General features: G+C 73.8%; 15 protein-coding genes, 1 tRNA gene and 1 pseudogene. 10 read left to right on the top strand and 7 right to left on the bottom strand.

What is annotated here, in order from left to right; translation table 11 throughout:
* The first annotated feature begins 51 nt into the window (after positions 1–51).
* The 5 genes and pseudogenes from fdh to selB form a co-directional block, all read left to right on the top strand.
* Positions 52–3,345, top strand: coding sequence for a formate dehydrogenase (gene fdh, locus AC3ET4_RS16595; RefSeq protein ID WP_431949982.1), 3,294 nt, complete (start codon positions 52–54; stop codon positions 3,343–3,345).
* A complete protein-coding gene (locus AC3ET4_RS16600) occupies positions 3,342–4,361 on the top strand; it encodes a 4Fe-4S dicluster domain-containing protein (protein ID WP_431949984.1) in 1,020 nt (339 codons plus the stop codon). Before fdh ends, AC3ET4_RS16600 begins: the two co-directional genes overlap by 4 nt.
* Positions 4,358–5,347 carry an NrfD/PsrC family molybdoenzyme membrane anchor subunit gene (nrfD, locus tag AC3ET4_RS16605; RefSeq protein WP_431949986.1) on the top strand — a complete coding sequence of 330 codons (990 nt, stop codon included), beginning with the start codon at positions 4,358–4,360 and terminating at the stop codon, positions 5,345–5,347. The genes AC3ET4_RS16600 and nrfD overlap by 4 nt, the downstream gene beginning before the upstream one ends.
* Before the next feature lie 357 nt (positions 5,348–5,704).
* Positions 5,705–7,051 carry an L-seryl-tRNA(Sec) selenium transferase gene (gene selA / locus AC3ET4_RS16610; RefSeq protein ID WP_431949988.1) on the top strand — a complete coding sequence of 449 codons (1,347 nt, stop codon included), beginning with the start codon at positions 5,705–5,707 and terminating at the stop codon, positions 7,049–7,051.
* A 1-nt stretch (position 7,052) separates the two neighbouring features.
* Positions 7,053–8,774, top strand: a pseudogene (gene selB, locus AC3ET4_RS16615) (selenocysteine-specific translation elongation factor); the annotation flags it as partial.
* A gap of 92 nt (positions 8,775–8,866) precedes the next feature.
* Here selB and AC3ET4_RS16620 read toward each other — a convergent pair.
* Positions 8,867–8,959 (bottom strand) — tRNA-Sec (locus tag AC3ET4_RS16620).
* Positions 8,960–9,047: 88 nt separating this feature from the next.
* On the opposite strand from AC3ET4_RS16620, the gene selD reads away from it, so the two are divergent.
* Entirely contained in the window at positions 9,048–10,073 is a 1,026-nt protein-coding gene (selD, locus tag AC3ET4_RS16625) for a selenide, water dikinase SelD (RefSeq protein ID WP_431949990.1), read from the top strand.
* Between the two features lie 85 nt (positions 10,074–10,158).
* On the opposite strand, the gene AC3ET4_RS16630 is transcribed toward selD, so the two are convergent.
* The 3 genes from AC3ET4_RS16630 to AC3ET4_RS16640 all read right to left on the bottom strand — a co-directional run bounded on the left by AC3ET4_RS16630 (position 10,159) and on the right by AC3ET4_RS16640 (position 12,646).
* Entirely contained in the window at positions 10,159–10,881 is a 723-nt protein-coding gene (locus tag AC3ET4_RS16630) for a VOC family protein (protein ID WP_431949992.1), read from the bottom strand.
* 112 nt (positions 10,882–10,993) lie between these two features.
* Positions 10,994–12,121 (bottom strand): DNA alkylation repair protein, encoded by a 1,128-nt coding sequence (locus tag AC3ET4_RS16635; RefSeq protein ID WP_431949994.1) that lies wholly within the window; start codon positions 12,119–12,121, stop codon positions 10,994–10,996.
* A gap of 30 nt (positions 12,122–12,151) precedes the next feature.
* Entirely contained in the window at positions 12,152–12,646 is a 495-nt protein-coding gene (locus AC3ET4_RS16640; RefSeq protein ID WP_431949996.1) for a winged helix-turn-helix transcriptional regulator, read from the bottom strand.
* 227 nt (positions 12,647–12,873) lie between these two features.
* Between AC3ET4_RS16640 and AC3ET4_RS16645 the strand changes: the two genes are divergently transcribed.
* The 3 genes from AC3ET4_RS16645 to AC3ET4_RS16655 all read left to right on the top strand — a co-directional run bounded on the left by AC3ET4_RS16645 (position 12,874) and on the right by AC3ET4_RS16655 (position 14,991).
* Positions 12,874–13,458 carry a helix-turn-helix domain-containing protein gene (locus AC3ET4_RS16645; protein ID WP_431950010.1) on the top strand — a complete coding sequence of 195 codons (585 nt, stop codon included), beginning with the start codon at positions 12,874–12,876 and terminating at the stop codon, positions 13,456–13,458.
* 83 nt (positions 13,459–13,541) lie between these two features.
* Positions 13,542–14,798 (top strand): MFS transporter, encoded by a 1,257-nt coding sequence (locus tag AC3ET4_RS16650; protein ID WP_431949998.1) that lies wholly within the window; start codon positions 13,542–13,544, stop codon positions 14,796–14,798.
* A gap of 1 nt (position 14,799) precedes the next feature.
* Complete coding sequence (locus AC3ET4_RS16655) at positions 14,800–14,991, top strand: hypothetical protein (RefSeq protein ID WP_431950000.1); 192 nt, start codon at positions 14,800–14,802, stop codon at positions 14,989–14,991.
* A gap of 234 nt (positions 14,992–15,225) precedes the next feature.
* Here AC3ET4_RS16655 and AC3ET4_RS16660 read toward each other — a convergent pair whose 3' ends face one another.
* Positions 15,226–15,732: a tetratricopeptide repeat protein gene (locus AC3ET4_RS16660; protein WP_431950002.1), complete on the bottom strand. Its 507-nt coding sequence runs from the start codon at positions 15,730–15,732 to the stop codon at positions 15,226–15,228.
* Between the two features lie 397 nt (positions 15,733–16,129).
* Between AC3ET4_RS16660 and AC3ET4_RS16665 the strand changes: the two genes are divergently transcribed.
* On the top strand, positions 16,130–16,630 hold the full coding sequence (locus AC3ET4_RS16665) for a lamin tail domain-containing protein (protein ID WP_431950004.1): 501 nt from the start codon (positions 16,130–16,132) through the stop codon (positions 16,628–16,630).
* 52 nt (positions 16,631–16,682) lie between these two features.
* On the opposite strand, the gene AC3ET4_RS16670 is transcribed toward AC3ET4_RS16665, so the two are convergent.
* Positions 16,683–17,663 carry an RNA polymerase sigma factor gene (locus tag AC3ET4_RS16670; protein ID WP_431950006.1) on the bottom strand — a complete coding sequence of 327 codons (981 nt, stop codon included), beginning with the start codon at positions 17,661–17,663 and terminating at the stop codon, positions 16,683–16,685.
* 137 nt (positions 17,664–17,800) lie between these two features.
* Positions 17,801–18,979, bottom strand: a 1,179-nt coding sequence (locus tag AC3ET4_RS16675) for an FAD-binding oxidoreductase (protein ID WP_431950008.1), incomplete at its 5' end; no start/stop codon positions are given.

The following is an 18,979-nucleotide window of genomic DNA, read 5'->3' on the forward strand; positions in this document are numbered from 1 at the left end:
GCGCGGTAGCGTCGAAAGGACGCGGGGAGAAGCGCACGAAGGAGCGGGCGGATGGGCATGAAGCGGTGGATCGGCGCCTGGCCGGTGTACCGGCAGCTCACGGGGACGGACCCACTGGGCCGGGGCAAGGCCGCGCAGTCGGCCCGCTCGGCCGGCCTCGGATCCCGCACGGAGAGCGCCGACCGGGTGGCCGGCTCGGTGTGCCCGTACTGTGCCGTGGGCTGCGCGCAACGCGTCTTCGTCAAGGACGAGAAGGTCGTCCAGATCGAGGGCAACCCGGACAGTCCCATCTCGCGCGGCCGGTTGTGCCCGAAGGGCTCGGCGAGCAAGCAGCTGGTCACCGGTCCTCAGCGGGAGCAGCGGGTGCTCTACCGCCCGCCGTACGGCACCGAGTGGCAGGAACTGGACCTGGACGCGGCCATGGACATGGTGGCCGACCGGGTGCTCGACGCACGGCGCAAGGGATGGCAGGACACCGACGCCGAGGGCAGGACCCTGCGCCGCACCATGGGCCTGGCCAGCCTCGGCGGGGCGACGCTGGACAACGAGGAGAACTACCTCATCAAGAAGCTGTTCACCGCGCTCGGCGCCCTGCAGATCGAGAACCAGGCCCGCATTTGACACTCCGCCACGGTTCCCGGTCTGGGAGCCTCGTTCGGACGTGGCGGTGCCACGGACTACCAGCAGGACCTGGTCAACTCCGACTGCATCATCATCATGGGCTCCAACATGGCCGAGGCCCATCCCGTCGGGTTCCAGTGGGTCATGGAGGCCAAGGCGCGCGGCGCCAAGGTCTACCACATCGACCCCCGCTTCACGCGCACGAGCGCGCACGCGGACCAGCACGTCACCATCCGGGCCGGTACCGACATCGCGTTCCTCGGCGGCGTGATCAACCACATCCTCACGCACGACCTGGACTTCCGGGAGTACGTGGCGGCGTACACCAACGCGCCCTTCCTCGTGAGCGAGCGGTTCCAGGACACCGAGGACCTGGACGGGCTGTTCAGCGGCTACGACCCGCACACCGCGGCGTACGACGCGTCGAGCTGGTCGTACGCGAGCGTCCCCGCGGAAGGCCGTCCGGGCCACCACAACAAGGAGGTGTCCGCCCCCTACCAGCACGGCGCGGGCGGCCCCTTCATCGAGGGGGCGCCGGGCGGCATCGAGTCCGACCCCACGCTGGAGCACCCCCGCTGCGTCTTCCAGGTGCTCAAGCGGCACTTCTCGCGCTACACCCCCGAGATGGTGGAACGGATCTGCGGCGTGCCGCAGGAGCTGTTCCTGGAGGTCTGCCGGGCCTGGACGCAGAACTCGGGCCGGGAGCGCACCGCCTCGCTGGTGTACAGCGTCGGCTGGACCCAGCACTCGGTGGGCGCGCAGTTCATCCGGGCCGGGTCGATCATCCAGCTGCTGCTGGGCAACATCGGGCGCCCGGGCGGCGGGATCTTCGCCCTGCGGGGCCACGCCAGCATCCAAGGCTCCACCGACGTGCCCACCCTGTTCAACCTGCTGCCGGGCTACCTGCCGATGCCGGACGTGTCCCACGAGGACCTGGCCACCTACCTTGACGGGATCCGCGGGCGCGGGCAGAAGGGCTTCTGGGGGGCCGCCGACGCCTACACGGTGTCACTGCTCAAGGAGTACTGGGGCGACGCCGCGACGGCGGAGAACGACTACTGCTACGACTACCTGCCGCGGATAGACGGCGACCACGGCACCTACCGCACCGTGATGGACATGGTCGACGGGGGCAAGGTCTTCGGCTACTTCCTGCTCGGCCAGAACCCCGCGGTCGGCTCGGCCCACGGCCGCCTGCAGCGCCTGGGCATGGCGAACCTCGACTGGCTCGTCGTCCGCGACCTCGCGATGATCGAGAGCGCCACGTTCTGGAAGGACGCGCCGGAGATCGAGACCGGGGAGATCACCACGGAGACCTGCCGCACGGAGGTGTTCTTCTTCCCGGCGGCCTCGCACGTGGAGAAGGCCGGCACCTTCACGCAGACGCAGCGGATGCTGCAGTGGCGGGACCAGGCCGTCGAACCCTCCGGGGACCAGCGCTCCGAGCTGTGGTTCTTCTACCAGCTCGGGCTGCGGATCAAGGAGCGGCTGGCCGGCTCGACCGATGAGCGCGACCGCCCCGTGCTGGACCTGGCCTGGGACTACGAGGTCGAGGGCGACGAGCCCTCTCCGTCGGACGTGCTGCGCCGCATCAACGGCATCGACCTGCGCACCGGGCGGACCGTCGACAGCTACCTCGACCTGAGGGCCGACGGCTCGACGGCCTGCGGCTGCTGGATCTACAGCGGCGTCTACGCAGGTGAGACCAACCAGGCCAGGCGGCGCACCTCCCGCTTCGAGACCGGCCCGTACGACGCCGAGTGGGGCTGGACCTGGCCTCTCAACCGTCGTGTGCTGTACAACCGCGCCTCCGCCGACCCGCAGGGGCGGCCCTGGAGCGAGCGGAAGAAGCTGGTCTGGTGGGACGCGGAGGCCGGCGAGTGGACCGGCAACGACATCCCCGACTTCGAGAAGAACAAGCCGCCGGACTACAAGGCCCCGCCGGGGGCGTCCGGCGCCGAGGCGCTCGAGGGCGACGACGCGTTCATCATGATGCGCGACGGCAAGGGGTGGCTGTTCGCCCCGGCCGGGCTCGCGGACGGCCCGCTGCCCACGCACTACGAGCCCCACGAGTCGCCGATGCGCAACCTGCTCTACGGCCAGCAGGGCAACCCGGTGCGGAAGGTCTACGGGCGGCCCGACAACCCGTCCAACCCCGCGCCGCCCGAGGCGCACTCCGAGGTGTTCCCCTACGTGTTCACCGCGGCCCGGCTCACCGAGCACCACACGGCGGGGGCGATGAGCCGGCAGCTGCCCTACCTGGCGGAGCTCCAGCCGGAGTTGTTCGTGGAGGTCTCGCCGGAGCTGGCGGCGGAGCGCGGGCTGCGCCACCTGGACTGGGCCCATGTGGTCACCAGCAGGACGGCGGTCGACGCGCGCGTCATGGTGACCGACCGGATGGCGCCGCTGCGTGTCGACGGGCGCGTCGTCCACCAGGTCTGGATGCCGTACCACTGGGGCCAGACCGGGCTCAGCAAGGGCGACGTGGTCAACGACCTGATCGGCGTGGTCGCCGACCCCAATGTGTTCATCCAGGAGAGCAAGGTGCTGACCTGCGACGTCCGGCCGGGACGGCGCCCGAGGGGACCGGCCCTGCTCGAGTACGTCGAGGACTACCGGCGAAGGGCCGGGATCACGACGGAGACCGGCACCCGCATAGCGACGGCCGACGGCCGCGTCGAGCGGGCGCACCTGGAACCGGACCGGCCGGAGGAGCCGTCATGACGCAGGACAACAGCTTCTACGGGCCGCTCGCGGATCCCGCCGGCGACGCCGGGCACCGCGACCACCCGCCGCGGATGGGCTTCTTCACCGACACCTCCGTGTGCATCGGCTGCAAGGCGTGCGAGGTGGCCTGCAAGGAGTGGAACGCCATCCCCGAGGACGGCATCGACCTGCTGGGCATGTCCTTCGACAACACCGGCATGCTGGGCGCGAGCTCGTGGCGGCACGTCGCCTTCGTCGAGCAGCAGCGCCCGCTGGGCCGGCAGGACGCGGGCCTGGCCGGCCTGCCCGTCGGCCCCTCCAGCACGGAGGGGACGGCCGAGGTGGTGGCGGACGCCCTGGAGGTCGCCGAACGCGGCGGCGGCGACCTCGGCACGGCACCGGTGGACCTGGGTTTCCCCTCCTTCGACCTGCCCGGTGCCGGGACGGGCGCCGAGACCCGCACCGACTTCCGCTGGCTGATGTCCTCGGACGTGTGCAAGCACTGCACGCACGCCGGGTGCCTCGACGTATGCCCGACCGGGGCGCTGTTCCGCACCGAGTTCGGCACGGTCGTCGTTCAGCCCGACATCTGCAACGGCTGCGGCTACTGCGTGTCCGGCTGCCCCTACGGCGTCATCGACCGGCGTCCCGACGACGGCCGGGCCTGGAAGTGCACGATGTGCTACGACCGGCTCCGCGACGGCCTGGAACCGGCCTGCGCCAAGGCCTGCCCCACGGACTCCATCCAGTTCGGGCCGCTGGACGAGCTGCGCGAACGGGCCGACCAGCGCGTGGCGCAGCTGCACGAGGCGGGCGTCACCGAGGCCCAGCTCTACGGCCGCGACCCGGACGACGGGGTCGGCGGGGACGGCGCGTTCTTCCTGCTGCTGGACGATCCGGAGGTGTACGGGTTCCCGCCGGACCCGGTCGTGCCGACCCGCGACCTGAAGTCGATGTGGAAGCATGCGGGCGTGGCGGCGTCGGCGCTGCTGGCGGCTTCCGCCGCCGTCTTCGTCGGCGGGGTGCGGCGGTGACCCGCGACGGGGCCGGCCGGCACGGTCGCGACGACGACGGGAGCCGCGAGCGCTCCATGGTGCCGAAGGCGACGTTCCGCTCCTACTACGGGCGTCCGGTGCTCAAGCCGCCGGTGTGGGAGTGGAAAGTCCCGGCGTACCTGTTCACCGGCGGGCTGTCCGCCGGGGCCGCCCTGCTCGCGGCCGGCGCGGACCTTACCAGGCGCCCCGAGCTGGCCCGGGCAGGCCGGATCGGCGGCTTCGGCGCCCTGCTCGCGAGCATGTATCTGCTGGTCGCCGACCTCGGGCGGCCGGAACGCTTCCACCACATGCTCCGGGTGGCCAAGCCGAGTTCGCCGATGTCGGTGGGCACCTGGATCCTCGTGGCGTACGGGCCCGGCAGCGCACTGGCGGCCGCGGCCGAGGTGCTGCCCGCGGGCGTGCGCGCCACACTGCCCGGGAGGCTGCTGCGCGGGGCGGCACGACCGGCCGGGCTGTCGGCGGCGCTCTTCGCCCCCGGCGTCGCCTCGTACACGGCGGTGCTGCTGTCGCAGACGGCCGTGCCCGCGTGGCACGACGCCCGCCGCGAACTGCCCTTCGTCTTCACCGGGTCGGCGGCGGCGAGTGGCGCGGGGCTGGGCATGCTCCTGACCTCCGTGGCCGAGGCGGGGCCCGCCCGGCGCCTCGGCGTGGTAGGCGCGGCAGCCGAGATCGTCGCCTCGCGGCTCATCGACCGCCGGCCGGGTCTGGTGACGGAGGCGTACACCACCGGCCTCCCGCACCGGCTGCGCAAGGCGTCGGAGTACCTCACACTGGGCGGCGCCCTCACCGCGCTGACCCTCGCCCGGCGCAGCCGCGCCGCGGCGGCCGCCGGCGGACTCGCCCTGCTGGCGGGCAGCGCCCTGCAGCGCTTCGGCACCTTCGAGGCGGGTGTCGTATCGACGAAGGACCCCGCGTACGTGGTCAAGCCGCAGCGGGACCGGTTGCGGGCCGCGGGGGCGGCCTGAGCCGGCGCGGAGCGTTTGCCGGGGGTACCCCGTCGGCGCGCGGGGCGTGCGCTCGAAGAAGATTCATCACGCGGGACCGACTCTCCACCGCTTTCATCCCCCCACCACTTTCTGCGACCGATTTCCCCTGTGCCCGCGTCGCGGCGATGACGTGTTCGAAGCTGCCATCCGGTCGCCGCTCCGTGGCGTCTTCTTGCGCGTGCCGCGGCAGGGCCTCCTGCCGTCGGTGGCAGAAACCGCAACCGCCGACCACGACGCACCCGCACACGACATCACGACCCGGCGCGGCGCAGCCACGACCGGCGGCCGGGGCCGCCGTACCCTGGGCCGCAGACAGGCCAGAGCGAGGTGCAGCCGATGGACCGCGACCAGACCTCCACCGTTCCCTCCCCGTCCGCCGACACGCGCCGTCACGTGCCGCGCACCGACACGCTGCTCGCCGACCCCCGGCTCGCCGCGGCGACGGAGCGGCTGGGGCGGTCCGTTGTCAAGGAGGTGGTGGCCGGGGTGCAGGAGCGGGCGCGTGCCGGCGAGGTGCCCGCCGACGGGCTCGCCGACATCGCCGTCGCGGCGCTCCCGGCGACCGCCGCCAGGCTGCGTCCGGTGCTCAACGCCACAGGGGTGCTGCTGCACACCAATCTCGGTCGGGCCCCGTTGTCGCGGGCGGCCCGTGACGCCGTGCTCGCCGCCTCCGGGACCACGGACGTGGAGCTGGACCTGGCCACCGGCGCGCGTTCCCGCAGGGGGCGGTCCGCGCTGGACGCGCTGCTGCGGCAGGTGCCCGCGGCCGAGGCGGCGCACGTGGTCAACAACGGGGCCGCGGCCCTGGTTCTGGCGGCCACGGCACTGGCGCAGGGCCGGGAGATCGTCGTCAGCCGCGGTGAGCTCGTGGAGATCGGCGACGGGTTCAGGCTGCCCGATCTGCTGGTGTCCACGGGCGCCCGGCTGCGCGAGGTGGGGACGACCAACCGGTCCACGCCGGACGACTACGCGGCGGCCGTGGGGCCGGACACCGGGCTCATCCTGAAGGTCCATCCCTCCAACTTCCTTGTCACCGGCTTCACCCGGGACGTGCCCGTCGCGGAACTGGCGCGGCTCGGTGTGCCCGTGGTGGCCGACATCGGTTCGGGGCTGCTCGTCCCGGACCCGGTGCTGCCGGACGAGCCGGACGCCTCCGGCTGGCTGCGGGCGGGGGCGTCGCTGGTCACCGCGAGCGGCGACAAGCTGCTGGGCGGGCCGCAGTGCGGACTCGTGCTGGGCCGCTCGGATCTGGTGCGCCGGCTGGCCCGCCATCCGCTGGCCCGCGCCCTGCGGGTGGACAAGCTGACCCTCGCGGCGCTGGAGGCGACCGTTCGCGGGCCCGAGACCCCGACCCGGGCGGCACTGCACGCCGACTCGGGGCGGCTGCGGGACCGCGCCGAGCGCCTCGCGGCCGAGCTTCGCGCCCACGGCTTCGACAGCACGGCGCGCGACACCCTGGCGGTCGTCGGCGGCGGCGGCGCGCCAGGCGTCACCCTGCCGAGCGCCGCCGTGTCCCTGCCCGCGGGGTACGCGGCCCTGCTGCGGCGGGCGGAGCCCGCGGTGCTGGCCCGTGTGGAGGACGGCCGGTGCCTGCTGGATCTGCGGGCCGTGCCGGAGGAGGCGGACGAGGAACTGGCGGTCTGTGTGCGCCGGGCCGGCATCCTGCCGGGTACGGGGGCCTGACATGCACGTCGTCGCCACCGCCGGGCACGTCGACCACGGCAAGTCCGCGCTGCTGCGGGCGCTGACGGGGATGGAGCCCGACCGCTGGGCGGAGGAGCGGCGGCGCGGCATGACCCTGGATCTCGGGTTCGTGTGGACACGGCTTCCCGGCGCCGGGGAGATGGCCTTCGTGGATGTGCCCGGGCACGAGCGCCTGGTGGGCAACATGCTGGCCGGTGTCGGCCCGGTCCCCGCGGTGCTTTTCGTGGTCGCCGCCGACCAGGGCTGGCAGCCGCAGTCCGAGGAGCACCTCGCCGTCCTGGACGCCCTCGGGGTGCGGCACGGCGTCCTCGCCGTCTCGCGCTGCGACCTGGCCGACCCCGACGCGGCGCGGAAGGAGGCCCGGGCCCGCATCGCGGAGTCCTCCCTGGGGGAGGTGGAGTGCGTGGCCGTCAGCCCCGTCACCGGCGCCGGGCTCGAGGAGCTGCGCGCGACCCTCGTCCGGCTGGCACGCGCAACTCCGCCGCCCGATCCGGCGGCGGACGTGCGGCTGTGGGTCGACCGCGCCTTCACGGTGCGGGGCCGGGGCACGGTCGTCACCGGGACGCTCGCCGCGGGCACCGTCCGGGTCGGCGACCACCTGCGGCTCGCCCGCGACGGCAGGCCGTTGCGCGTGCGCGGCCTGGAGTCGCTGAAGGAGCCGCGCCAGGAGGTCCTCGCGGTGGCCCGGGTCGCGGTCAACGTGACCGGGCCCGGAGCCGGGTCGCTGGGGCGCGGGGACGCGCTGCTGACCCCGGACCGCTGGCTGACCACCGACCTCGTCGACGTGCGCCTGCGCGGTGACGCCGCCGGCGACCTGCCGCGCGAACTCATGCTGCACGCCGGTTCGGCGGCGGTGCCGGTGACCGTCCGTCCGCTCGGTGACGACAGCGCGCGCCTGCGGCTGGCCACGGCGCTGCCCCTGCGGGTCGCCGACACCGCGCTGCTGCGGGACCCGGGGCGCCACCGGGTCCCCGCGGGTCTCACTGTGCTCGACGTGCGGCCGCCTCCGCTGACCCGTCGCGGCGCGTCGGCGGCTCGGGCGCAGGATCTGCGCTCCCGTCCCGTCGCGGACGGGGCGGCGGAACTGCGCCGGCGGGGCCTGGTCCGGCGCGCGGAGCTGCTCGCCATGGGCGTCCTGCCGCCGAGCGAACCGGTGGCCGGAGACTGGCTGGCGGACCCGCAGCGCTGGGCCGCGCTGCGCGACGGGCTGCGGGAGGCGGTCGAGGAGCACGCCCTGCGCAACCCCCTGGAGCCGGGCCTGCCCTTGGAGGCGGCCCGCCAGGCGCTCGGGCTGCCGGACCGCTCGCTGGTGGAGGCGCTGGCCGGGGGCGCGCCGGAACTGCGGCAGGGGGACGGCAGGCTCTATGGGAGCCGTGCGCGCCCGACGCTGCCGCCCGCGGCGCAATCCGCCGTCGAAGAGGTCCGCGCCGACCTGGCACGCGCCCCGTTCCGGGCACCGGAGGCCGAGCGGCTGGAGCGGCTGGGGCTGACGCCGAAGCTGCTCGCGGCGGCCGAGGCGGCGGGCGCGCTGCTGCGGATCGGCGAGGGCATCGTGCTGCTGCCGGGCGCGGACGCGCGGGCGGCGGCGCTGCTGGCCCGGCTGGAGCAGCCGTTCACCGCGAGCCAGGCGCGGCGGGCGCTGGACACCACCCGGCGGGTCTGCATCCCGCTGCTGGAGCATCTCGACCGGACGGGCCGGACCGTACGCCTGGACGGCGCCCTGCGCCGCTGCGCCGCTCCAGGGGACGAGGGACGCGGGCGCGGCGCGGTGAGACACGGCACCGGCCCGGCCGGCGGAGACGGACGGGAATCGAACCCGCCTGCCCGAGTTGCTCGGACACCTCGGTTTTGAAGACCGGGAGGGCCACCAGGCACCTTGACGTCTCCCTGCCGTGGCCGGACATTCATCGAACTCCGCCCCTCCACCCAAGTCAACGCGCCACACTGCGGTGCTCACCGAGAGGATCACGCGATCATGACGGAGACCGGCGTCCGGCAGGACGAGGTACGGCTCACGCAGTACGCCCATGGCGGCGGCTGCGCCTGCAAGATCCCCCCGGGGGAGCTGGAGGAGATGGTGGCCGGGCTGATCCCGTGGGGCTCGGGGGGCTCACCCGGGGGCGAGGTGCTCGTCGGTCTGGAGACCGGTGACGACGCCGCCGTCGTCCGGCAGTGCGGGCCCGGCGCACGGGCGGTGGTGACCACCGCCGACTTCTTCACCCCGGTCGTCGACGATCCCTACGACTGGGGCCGGATCGCCGCCGCCAACGCCCTCTCCGACGTCTACGCCATGGGCGGCACTCCCCTCGTGGCGGTCAACCTGCTGAGCTGGCCGCGGGATCTCCTGCCGATCGAGCTGGCCCGGGAGGTGTTGCGCGGGGGGCTGGACGTCGCGGGCCTGGCGGGCTGCGTCGTGGGGGGCGGGCACAGCGTGGACGATCCGGAGCCGAAGTACGGCATGGCGGTCACCGGCACAGCCGACCCGGACCGCCTGCTGCGCAACGACGCCGGCCGGGCCGGTGTCCCACTGTCGCTGACCAAGCCCCTGGGGCTGGGCGTGCTCAACAACCGCCACAAGACGACCGGCGAGGTGTTCCCGCAGGCCGTGGAGACCATGACGACGCTGAACCGGGACGCGGCCGAGGCGGCGCTTGCGGCGGGCGCCGTGTGCGCGACCGATGTGACCGGTTTCGGGCTCCTGGGCCATCTGTACAAGCTGGTTCGGGCCTCCGGGGTGAGCGCGGTGGTGCACGCCTCGGCGGTGCCGTACCTCGACGGCGCCCGGGAGGCCGCGGCGGAGGGCTACGTCAGCGGCGGCACCCGCCGCAACCTCGCCTGGGTCGCCCCGTACACCGACTTCGGCGGCGCGGACGAACTGACCCGGCTGCTGCTGGCGGACGCCCAGACGTCGGGGGGCCTGCTGGTGGCGGGAGAGGTGCCCGGCGCCCCGGTCATCGGCGAACTCGTGCCGGCCGGTGAGCACCGGATCGTCGTCCGCTGACCGGCGTGGCAGCGCTCCCGGTACACCGCGGCAGCGTTCGTCACCCTGCCGCGGCGGACCGCGCCGCCGTGCGACGGCGACCCCGCTACCGGAGTCCGCGCAGGGAGAACTCGTTGCCGTCGGGGTCGAGCATCAGTGCCTGCTCGCCGTCGCCTTCGGCTGCGTCGATGTGTGACGCGCCCAGCGAGACCAGCCGGTCGAGCTCCGCCTCGAAGGAGGCGTCGGCGGGGACGACCAGCTCGAGGTGCAGCCTGTTCGGGCCCGTCTTCGGCGCCACCGGGGGGCCGCCCCACGTGATCTTCGTGCCGCCGTCCGGCGCCTGGATCGCGGTCTCCTGATCCTGGTCCCAGACAAGCGGCCATCGCAGCGCCTCGCTCCAGAAGTAACCGACGTGCTGCGTACCGTCGCAGGCCAGCGCCCCGATGAAGCCGGTATCGGCGAGGAACGCGTTGCCCGCCTCGATGACGCAGAACTCGTTGCCGTCCGGATCGGCGAGCACCACGTGCCCCTCCTCCGGGAGTTGGCCCACGTCGATGTGCTTCCCGCCGAGCCGCAGCGCCCTGGCCACCGTCTCCTGCTGCTCCTCGGGGGAGGCGCTGGTCAGGTCGAAGTGCGCGCGGTTCTGACCGGTCTTCGGTTCTTGGCTCGGCCGGAAGCGGATGCGGAATCCGGCGGCGTCAGGAGGCGCGATCACCACGTCGCCGTCCGGGCCGTCGGCCGATTCCCAACCCAGGAGCCCGGACCAGAACCGCGCCAGGTCCGGCGGCCGGGGGGCGTTGAAGCAGACGGCGAAGAGTTGACTGGTCATACCCCGTGGGTCTCCGATCCGCTGACGATCGGTACGGCGCGCCTCACGCCGCACGCGGGCCCAGCGTAGGGTCGGCCGCGCGGCACTCGCATCCGGTTTTCCGTCCGGCCCCTTACGCGTCGCTCCCGGTCCGCGGGTCGTCGCTGACGACGTCGAAGCGGACCTTGCCGCGGGGCTCTCCGTTGACCTGCAGTTCGAGGATGTGCTCGCCGAGGTGGAAGACCCGGGTGCTGATCGGCTTGAAGGAGCGTGTGCCGGTGTGCTCGCTCCGCTCCCCCGGCCGCAGGGTGCGGGTCGTCAGTTTGTAGACCTTGGGCGACGTGGCGCCATTGGCCTTGCGGTAGTGCACGACGTAGTCGACGACGAGGCGGAGCGGCGTGTCGCCGTGGTTCTCCAGCGTGAAGGCGAAGCGCAGTTCCCCGCCCACCGCGACGACCGGCCGAGGCACGGACGGCCCCTCGACGGTCAGTTCCGTCGCGGGGCCGAAGCCCAGCAGCGCCAGCGCGCCCCGGTCGCCCTGCTTGACGGCGGTGCGGAGCGCGTGGCGGACGAGCCGGGGGGTGTGAGCGTCGGGGGCCGCCGTCCACCGCCGGGCCGTCTCGACGGCCAGGTCCACCCGGGCGTGGCTGATGTCGTTGACGTGGTTGGCGACGGATCTGCGCACGTACTCCGAGGGGTCCTGGTAGAGCGCGTCCAGGATCGGCAGGGTCGCCTCGGGCCAGGCGAGGATCGCCGGCACGCGTACGGCCCACGGCAGGCGGGGCCGGGTCCCCTCGCTGGCGAGGCGGCGCACATGCTCGTCCGGGTGTGCCGTCCAACCGCTGACGACGGCGAGCGCCCGGTCGAGGTCGGCGTTGAGCATGCGGCGGAGGGCGAACTCGGCGGTCAGTCGCGGCGTCAGGTCCGCGAGGAGGTGGAGCCCGTCCTCGAAGGCCGTGCCCGCGGCCGGGCCGGAGGCGAGGACGGCCACGGCCTCGGTGACCGGCCAGATCATCCACCCGGTGAAGCGCGGGTCGGGCAGCGCTGACCGTACGACCGCCTCCAGGGCCGCCGCCTCCGGCGGGCCGGATGCGAGCATCGCGTCGCGCACGAGGTCGCTGCGCTCGCGCAGCGCCAGGCCGTCGAGCGCCGGCAGGGCGTCGCGCACGGCGGCGGCCATCCGTGCCGCGCCGGCCGTGTCCAGGCAGTCGGCGAGCGCGGCGACGGCGGCATGGCCGAGTAGTTCGTCCGCAGTGGGCACGGGAGCTTGCCTCCGGTTGCTCGTCTCGGGTCAGCCGCTGTCGCGGCCGGCGTAGCGGGCGCGCATGAGTTCGCTCGCGGCCGGGCCCGCCGCGTAGACGAAGGCCTCGCCGTCGTCGAGCCGCCGGCCCGTCGCGGCGTCGACCACGACCGGCTCGACCTCCTCGCCCGTTTTCGCGTCGACCAGGATCATGCTGCGCTCATGCGGCGCGAGGCGGGAGTTGCCCCACGCCGCCAGGGCGACGATCACCGGGCGCAGTGAGCGGCCGAGGTCCGTGAGGAGGTACTCGTAGCGGGTCGGGTTGGTCTGGTACGGCCGCCGTTCCAGCAGCCCGTCCGCGACCAGGGTCTTGAGGCGGGTGGTCAGCATGCTCGACGAGATGCCGAGGTTCTCCTGGAACTGGTCGAAGCGGGTGTATCCGTCGAACGCGTCGTGCAGGATGAGCAGCGTCCACCATTCGCCGACGTGCCCGACCGTCGTCGACAGCGGGCACTCACGGTCTTCCAGCCGGATGCGGCTCACCATCTCGACCACCTCCGCGCGGTTGTGCCAGGGTCGACTACCTTCACTTGCATGTTAGCAGCAACTAAGGCGCCATCCGCGCGGAGGGACCGCGAAGAAGTGTTTGCAAAGATCTCTTTGCAAACACTTCTTCGCGGTCTAGCCTGTGCGGTGTGACCGACTCAACGAACAGACGGGAAGGCCCGGTTGAGGACGACTCGGTCGTCCTGGACGCCAAGGGGCTGCGCGCCATGGCGCATCCGGTGCGTGTCCAGCTCATCGGACTGCTGAGGAAGTACGGCCCGTCCACGGCCACCCGCCTCGCCGAACGGCTGGGCGTGAATTCCGGCACCGCCAGCTATCACCTGCGCCAACTCGGCGCGGCCGGTTTCGTCGAGGAGGACGCGGAGCGCGGCAACGCGCGCGAGCGCTGGTGGCGAGCGGTGCACCAGACGACACGACTCAACGACCGGGAGCTGGTCGATCGAGAGCCCGAGGCCACCCTGGCCTTCCTGCAGTCCGTGGCCGCCACGTACACCGTGCGCACCCAGCAGACGCTGAACGAGCTGCAGACGATGCCCCGCGTGTGGCGGGACGCCTTCGACCTGAGCGACTGGGCCCTGCGGCTCACGCCCGAGGAGGCCGTCGCCCTGGGGCTGGAGTTGCGAGCCGTCCTCGCCCGGTACCGGAGGGACACTCCCGAGGCCGCGGCGGATGCCCCTGCGAGGGCCGAGCGGGTCGGCGTCATCACCCAGCTCCTGCCGGAACCGGACGCACCCGCGGCGCCGGAGCGGCACACCGGTCCTGAGACGGGGTCAGGAACGGGGACTTCGTGAAGGAGCGGCCCCTGAGTGCCCCGGACACGCCAGGCATATCCGGTCGGCGGTCCTTGCGGCCTCTGGTCGGAGTGCTGGCTGCGATGGCCGTTTCGCTGAGCGGCACGGCGGTGTCGGCGGTCGCCCTGCCCTGGTTCGTGCTCGTCACGACCGGCAGCGCCACCCGGACCGGGCTCGTCGCCTTCTGCGAAATGTTCCCCTACGTGGTGGTCAAGGCGCTGGCCGGACCACTGGTGGACCGGGTCGGCTCCCGGGCCGTCTCCTGGACCACGGACCTCACCAGCGCGACCGCGGCCGCCGCCGTCGTCCTGCTCCATGCCGCGGACCTGCTGTCCTTTCCGCTCCTGCTGGCCCTGGTCGCGGTGATCGGCGCCACCCGCGGACCCGGGGACCTTGCCAAGGAGGTCATGGTCCCGGAAGCCGCCGAACGCGCCGGGGTCCGGCTGGAGCGGGCCGCCGGCCTGTCGGGCGCGACGGAGCGACTGGCCTCCACCGTGGGCCCGGCGGTCGGCGGTTCCCTCGTGGCGCTGCTCGGCCCCTTGACGGGGCTCGTCGTCACCGCGGGCAGCTTCGCCTTCGGTTCGCTGATCATCGCGCTGGCGCTCCCCCGCCGTGCGGCGGGTCCGGCCGAGTGCGCGTCGCCGCACCCTGGAGGGGAGGACGAGGGCTACTGGAAACGCTTCGGCGCGGGCTTCGCCTTTCTGCGGGGCGAGCCGCTGCTGCTCGTCGTCATCGCCATGGTGAGCGTCACCAACCTGCTGGACGCGGCGTTCACGACGGTCCTCAGGCCCGTCTGGGCGAAGGAGTCCGGCAACGGGCCGGCCGTGATCGGCCTCACCGGCAGCGTGATGGGGGCCGCCGCGGTGGCCGGGAGCCTGATCGCCGCGATGGCCGCTCACCGCCTGCGACGCCGGGCGGTGTTCCTGATCGGCTTCCTGCTGGCGGGAGCGCCGAGGTTCCTGATCCTCACCCTCGACGTCCCGTTGGGAGCGGTGCTGGCCGTCTTCGCCGTCAGCGGTTTCGGCTCGGGCTTCCTCAACCCCGTGCTGGGAGCGGTCCTTCTCGAGCGGGTGCCGCGCCGGATGCTGGGCCGGGTGGGCGCCCTCGGCGACTCGTTGGCCTGGGCGGGCATCCCACTCGGCGGGTTGGCCGCCGGGGCCGCGGTGGCGTCCGCCGGGCTCGTGCCGGTGCTGCTCGCCTGCGGGGCCGTGTACCTACTGATCACCAGCCTGGCGGGACTGCGGCCGGAATGGCGCGAGATGGACCGTCCGGCCGGGAGCGGCGCCACGCGGCGGCACCCCGGGGAAGGCGCCGCACGGGAGGCGGACGCCACGGCGTGACATGCCCGGGAGGACCTCGCCGGGCAGGCTCCTTCGACGGCTCTTCCTGACCGCGTACATCGGCCTGTCGGTGCCCGTCCTCAGGCTCGGCGTGGGCACGCTGTACGTCTCGCAGCGGCTGGCGCTCCTCGGTTTCGCCGCGGTGCTCATCGGTATCTGCGCCGTCGTCAGCCGCCGTCTCCTGCGCCGCTGAGGCTCCGCCGCGTCCCACCGGGGGGGGACGCGGCGGCACGGACGGTGCCGTCGTGGATCCGGCGGCACCCGGCGCTCGCGGGACGGCGCATGCATGTGCGCGGCGGGCTTCGCCGCCCGGCCCGCTCTCGCTCCGGCATCCGAAGTGCCGCCCGGCGGACGGTGGTTCGGACCCGGGCGGCGGGCGCGGTGCCCACGCGAGCGGGCACGCGCCCCGCGCGGCCAGGTCACCAGGTCACACGGTGGCGTCGAGGTCCTCCGCGTAGGAGGCCACGGCCCGCCGGTAGCGTGCGATGTCCGGGTCGGAGCTGCTGTCGGCCAGCAGCGTCAGCAGGATCCGCATGGCCTCCCGGTGTCCGCCGGTGTTGTACAGGGCCATCGCCAGGAAGGTCCGCAGCGCGCCGTCGCCGGGGAAGTCCATGACGGCCGCACGCAGCAGCCGCACCGCCTCGTCGTACCGGCCCAGGACCCGGTAGGTGCTGCCCAGGCCCAGTAGCGCGCCGCGCCGGTCGTCCTCCGACAGCCCCGTGCCGCGCAGGGCCTGCTCGTAGTAGGGCACCGCCTCGGCCTCCAGGCCCAGCACGTCGTGTGCCCACGCCGCCTGGTAGGCCACCTCCGCGTCCCCGGGGAACCGTTCCACCGCGGCGACCAGCCGCTCCCTCGCCGCCTCCGCGTCCCCGCGCTGACGCAACCCCACCGCGGCCGCCAGCAGTTCGTCGCGCCCCTGTGCCTTCTCGCTCATGCGCACATCCTGGCAGCACCCCGCCCTGTGGGGCACGCCCTTGCGCGGTGCGGAACCTACGGGGAACGACCGCGTCCCATAGGTCACGTCCCGACACGTCCCGTCACGTCCGACGTCCGTCGCCCTGGCGTGATGTGACACCTCGTAAGGCGTCGACGAGGGGTCCGCGTTCCCGGCACGACGGGCGGTCGGCGCACCCGCCACGCGTCCTCCGCCCGCTCCGCGCGCGCCGTTCACGCGCGAACGGAGTGGACGGGCCACAGGCCCACGACGTCCGACGACGGCTCTGACGAGCCGGTTCGAGAGCCGACGGCCCCGCGGCCGGGCTCCTGATGTAGGGTCCTGCTTCCGCCGCGCGCGTGACGCGCCCGGCTCTGTCCCAACAGGGGGGATACCCATGTCCCAGCACGCCCGTATCGGCGTGGCCGCGTTCGCCGCGGCCTGCGCCACCGCCGTTCTCATACCGACCCAGGCGCACGCCGCCGAGTACAGCTCGGCTCTCAAAGTCCTCGGGGCGCAGTACGACGCCCCCGGGCGCGACTCCAACAGCTGCTCCTCCGGCAACACCCGCGCCGAGTACCTGACGATCAGGAACTACTCCGCCTCGGCCACGGTCAACCTCAAGGGCTACGTCGTCAAGGACGCCACCGGCAACCGCTTCCGCTTCACCGCGAACCACTACCTCCAGCCCGGCGACTACGTGAAGCTCCGCGGCGGCCACGGCACGGACTCCGACAAGAACAACGTGGTCTACCGCGACAACTGCAACTTCCTGTGGAACAACGACCGCGACACGATCTACCTCTACAAGCCCTCGGGCAGCCGCGCCGACGTCCACGCCTACACCAAGCGCGGCTCGGACGCGGACGGCAACGGCTACATCCGCTTCCACCGCTGAGCCGCGGCCACCCCCGTCCCCGGTCAGCCCACCCCGGCCCGCCCCGTTCCGCTCAGGCGGCCGCGACGTCGGGGACGGGCACGGGGCGGGGGTGGTGCAGGCGCAGGTGCTCGACCCGTCCCGTCGCGTCATGGGTCATCAGCCAGGCGACGGTGGGCGGGCAGTGGTCGGGGTTGTCCGGGGGATTGACGATGTCCATCTCCCAGATGGCGAGCGACTGCCCGGCGACGGCGTGGGCGAGCCGCTGGCGGACGCCGTCGGCCAGGTCGCACTCCATGCCGCGGATCAGGAAGTTCCGGCCACCCACCCGCTGCTTGCCACGCAGCAGGGCGACCTCGGGTGACCAGCGCTCGCGCAGCAGTTCGGCGAAGTGGCCGCTCTCGGCCGCGGCCAGTGTCTCGTGGGCCTCGGCCGCGCTGGCGCGGGTACGCCGGGCGGTGTCGTCGTGGGCGCTCTCCGCGGTGTCGGCGAGAGCCTGGGTGAGCTTGGCGCGAGCCTGGCTGAGCCGGCTGCGGACCGTGCCGACGGGAAGCCCGCAGGCGGAGGCGATCTGGTCGTACGAGCTGACGCCGGTGGTGAAGTGCCGTAGCACGAGCGGCAGCCGCAGGGCCGGGGAGAGCTGCTCGATGGCCTCCCAGATCCAGTCCCGCAGCGCGGTGCGCTCCAGCCATCGCTCGGGACCGGAGTCGGCCGCGCGCAGGACGAGGTCGTCGACCGGCGCGGCGGCGACCGTACCGCGCAGCAGGGAGCGCGCGCCGTTGCGGACGACCATGCGCAGCCACGGCCCGACCGCCGCGGGGTCGCGCAGGTCGCCGATGCGGCGCAGCGCCGTGAGCGCGGCGTCCTGCAGCACGTCGTCCACATCGGGCCCCGGGCCCAGGATGCTCAGAGCGACGGCCCGCATTCCCGCCTGGTGCCGCCCCAGGAGCAGGCCGAGCGCCGTGACGTCACCGGCCTGCGCGGCGCGGGTGAGCGCCACGTCCTCCGTGCGTGCTGCCACGGTCACGTCCGGTTCCATCGCGTCCCTTCCCATGTCGTCGCTCCTCAGCGGATGCTACGGCGTCGCTGCGGCGACCCGGAAACGCACCCGGGGGGGCCGGCGGCTAGGGCGACGTGCGGTGATGGCGGGCCGACGGCACGCGAGCGCCCGTGCCCGGGCCGCCAGCAGGGTCAGGGGACGGGCAGCAGGATGCCGGGATTGAGCAGCCCGTCGGGGTCGAGCGCGTCCTTGACGGCGCGCAGGGCCTCCACGCCGAGCGGCCCCGCTTCCCGGACGTACCAGTCGCGGTGGTCCGTGCCCACGCCGTGGTGGTGGCTGATGGTGCCGCCCGCGGAGAGGATGGCGTCGTTGGCGGCCTCCTTGGCGGGGGTCCAGTGCGCCACGGGGTCCTCGCCCTGCGCGGAGACGACGGTGAAGTAGAGCGAAGCGCCGTTCTCATAGACGTGCGAGATGTGGCACATCACCAGCGGCGGGGTGCCGGCCGCGGACAGGGTGCCGGTGAGCGCCTCACGCACGGCGTCGTACAGCTCCGGGATCCGGGACCAGAAGGCGGCGGTCTCGACGGTCTCGGCGAAGGCGCCCGCGTCGAGGAGCGCGTCCCGGAGGTACGGGGCGGAGAACCGGCCGCGCGCCCAGCGTTCGCCGGGCTCCTCGCCCAGGTACGCGCCGCCGCAGGCGCGCAGGACGGCCGCGGCCTGTCCCCGGCGCGACGCGGTGTCCTGCGCGGTGCCCTCGTAGCCGGCGATCGCCGTGCATCCGGCGGGCGCGGACCCTCCCGCGCCGATGGCGTCGGGCTGGGCGAGGCCGACCATCGTCTCGGTCTCGTCCGACAGGCGAAGCACCGTGGGGCGGGGCCCGTCCTGGGCGAGCCGGCGCAGGGCCGCGGCGCCCTCGGCGAAGGAGGCGAAGCGCCAGCCCTCGTAGACCTTGGCCTGGGGAACGGGGCGGATCCGCACCGTCACGGACGTGATGACGCCGAGCGCGCCCTCGGAGCCGAGGACCAGCTGCCGCAGGTCGGGGCCGGCCGCGGAACGCGGGGCCCGGCCGGCGTCGAGGGTGCCCCGCGGGGTGGCGACGGTCAGGCCCAGCACCATCTCGTCGAAGCGCCCGTAGCCGGCGGACGCCTGGCCGCTGGAGCGGGCGGCGGCGAATCCGCCGATGGTGGCCCACTCGTAGGACTGGGGGAAGTGGCCGAGCGTGAAGCCCTGTTCCGCCAGGAGCGCCTCGGCCTCGGGAGCGCGCAGCCCCGGTTGGAGGATCGCGGTCCGCGAGACGGGGTCGAGCGACAGCAGGCGGTTCATCCGGCGTAGGTCCAGTGCGAGGAAGGGGCGCCGCCGCTGCGGGGCTAG

The organism is Actinacidiphila sp. bgisy167 (assembly GCF_057707665.1).

What these genes read in the sequence shown, in the direction of transcription:
- AC3ET4_RS16655 (WP_431950000.1), top strand. Translation starts at nt 14,800, where the DNA reads ATGCCCGGGAGGACCTCGCCGGGCAGGCTCCTTCGACGGCTCTTCCTG.
- AC3ET4_RS16630 (WP_431949992.1), bottom strand. Translation starts at nt 10,881, where the DNA reads ATGACCAGTCAACTCTTCGCCGTCTGCTTCAACGCCCCCCGGCCGCCG.
- selA (WP_431949988.1), top strand. Translation starts at nt 5,705, where the DNA reads ATGGACCGCGACCAGACCTCCACCGTTCCCTCCCCGTCCGCCGACACG.
- AC3ET4_RS16650 (WP_431949998.1), top strand. Translation starts at nt 13,542, where the DNA reads ATGGCCGTTTCGCTGAGCGGCACGGCGGTGTCGGCGGTCGCCCTGCCC.
- AC3ET4_RS16670 (WP_431950006.1), bottom strand. Translation starts at nt 17,663, where the DNA reads ATGGGAAGGGACGCGATGGAACCGGACGTGACCGTGGCAGCACGCACG.
- AC3ET4_RS16645 (WP_431950010.1), top strand. Translation starts at nt 12,874, where the DNA reads ATGGCGCATCCGGTGCGTGTCCAGCTCATCGGACTGCTGAGGAAGTAC.
- AC3ET4_RS16640 (WP_431949996.1), bottom strand. Translation starts at nt 12,646, where the DNA reads ATGGTGAGCCGCATCCGGCTGGAAGACCGTGAGTGCCCGCTGTCGACG.
- AC3ET4_RS16665 (WP_431950004.1), top strand. Translation starts at nt 16,130, where the DNA reads ATGTCCCAGCACGCCCGTATCGGCGTGGCCGCGTTCGCCGCGGCCTGC.
- AC3ET4_RS16600 (WP_431949984.1), top strand. Translation starts at nt 3,342, where the DNA reads ATGACGCAGGACAACAGCTTCTACGGGCCGCTCGCGGATCCCGCCGGC.
- selD (WP_431949990.1), top strand. Translation starts at nt 9,048, where the DNA reads ATGACGGAGACCGGCGTCCGGCAGGACGAGGTACGGCTCACGCAGTAC.
- AC3ET4_RS16660 (WP_431950002.1), bottom strand. Translation starts at nt 15,732, where the DNA reads ATGAGCGAGAAGGCACAGGGGCGCGACGAACTGCTGGCGGCCGCGGTG.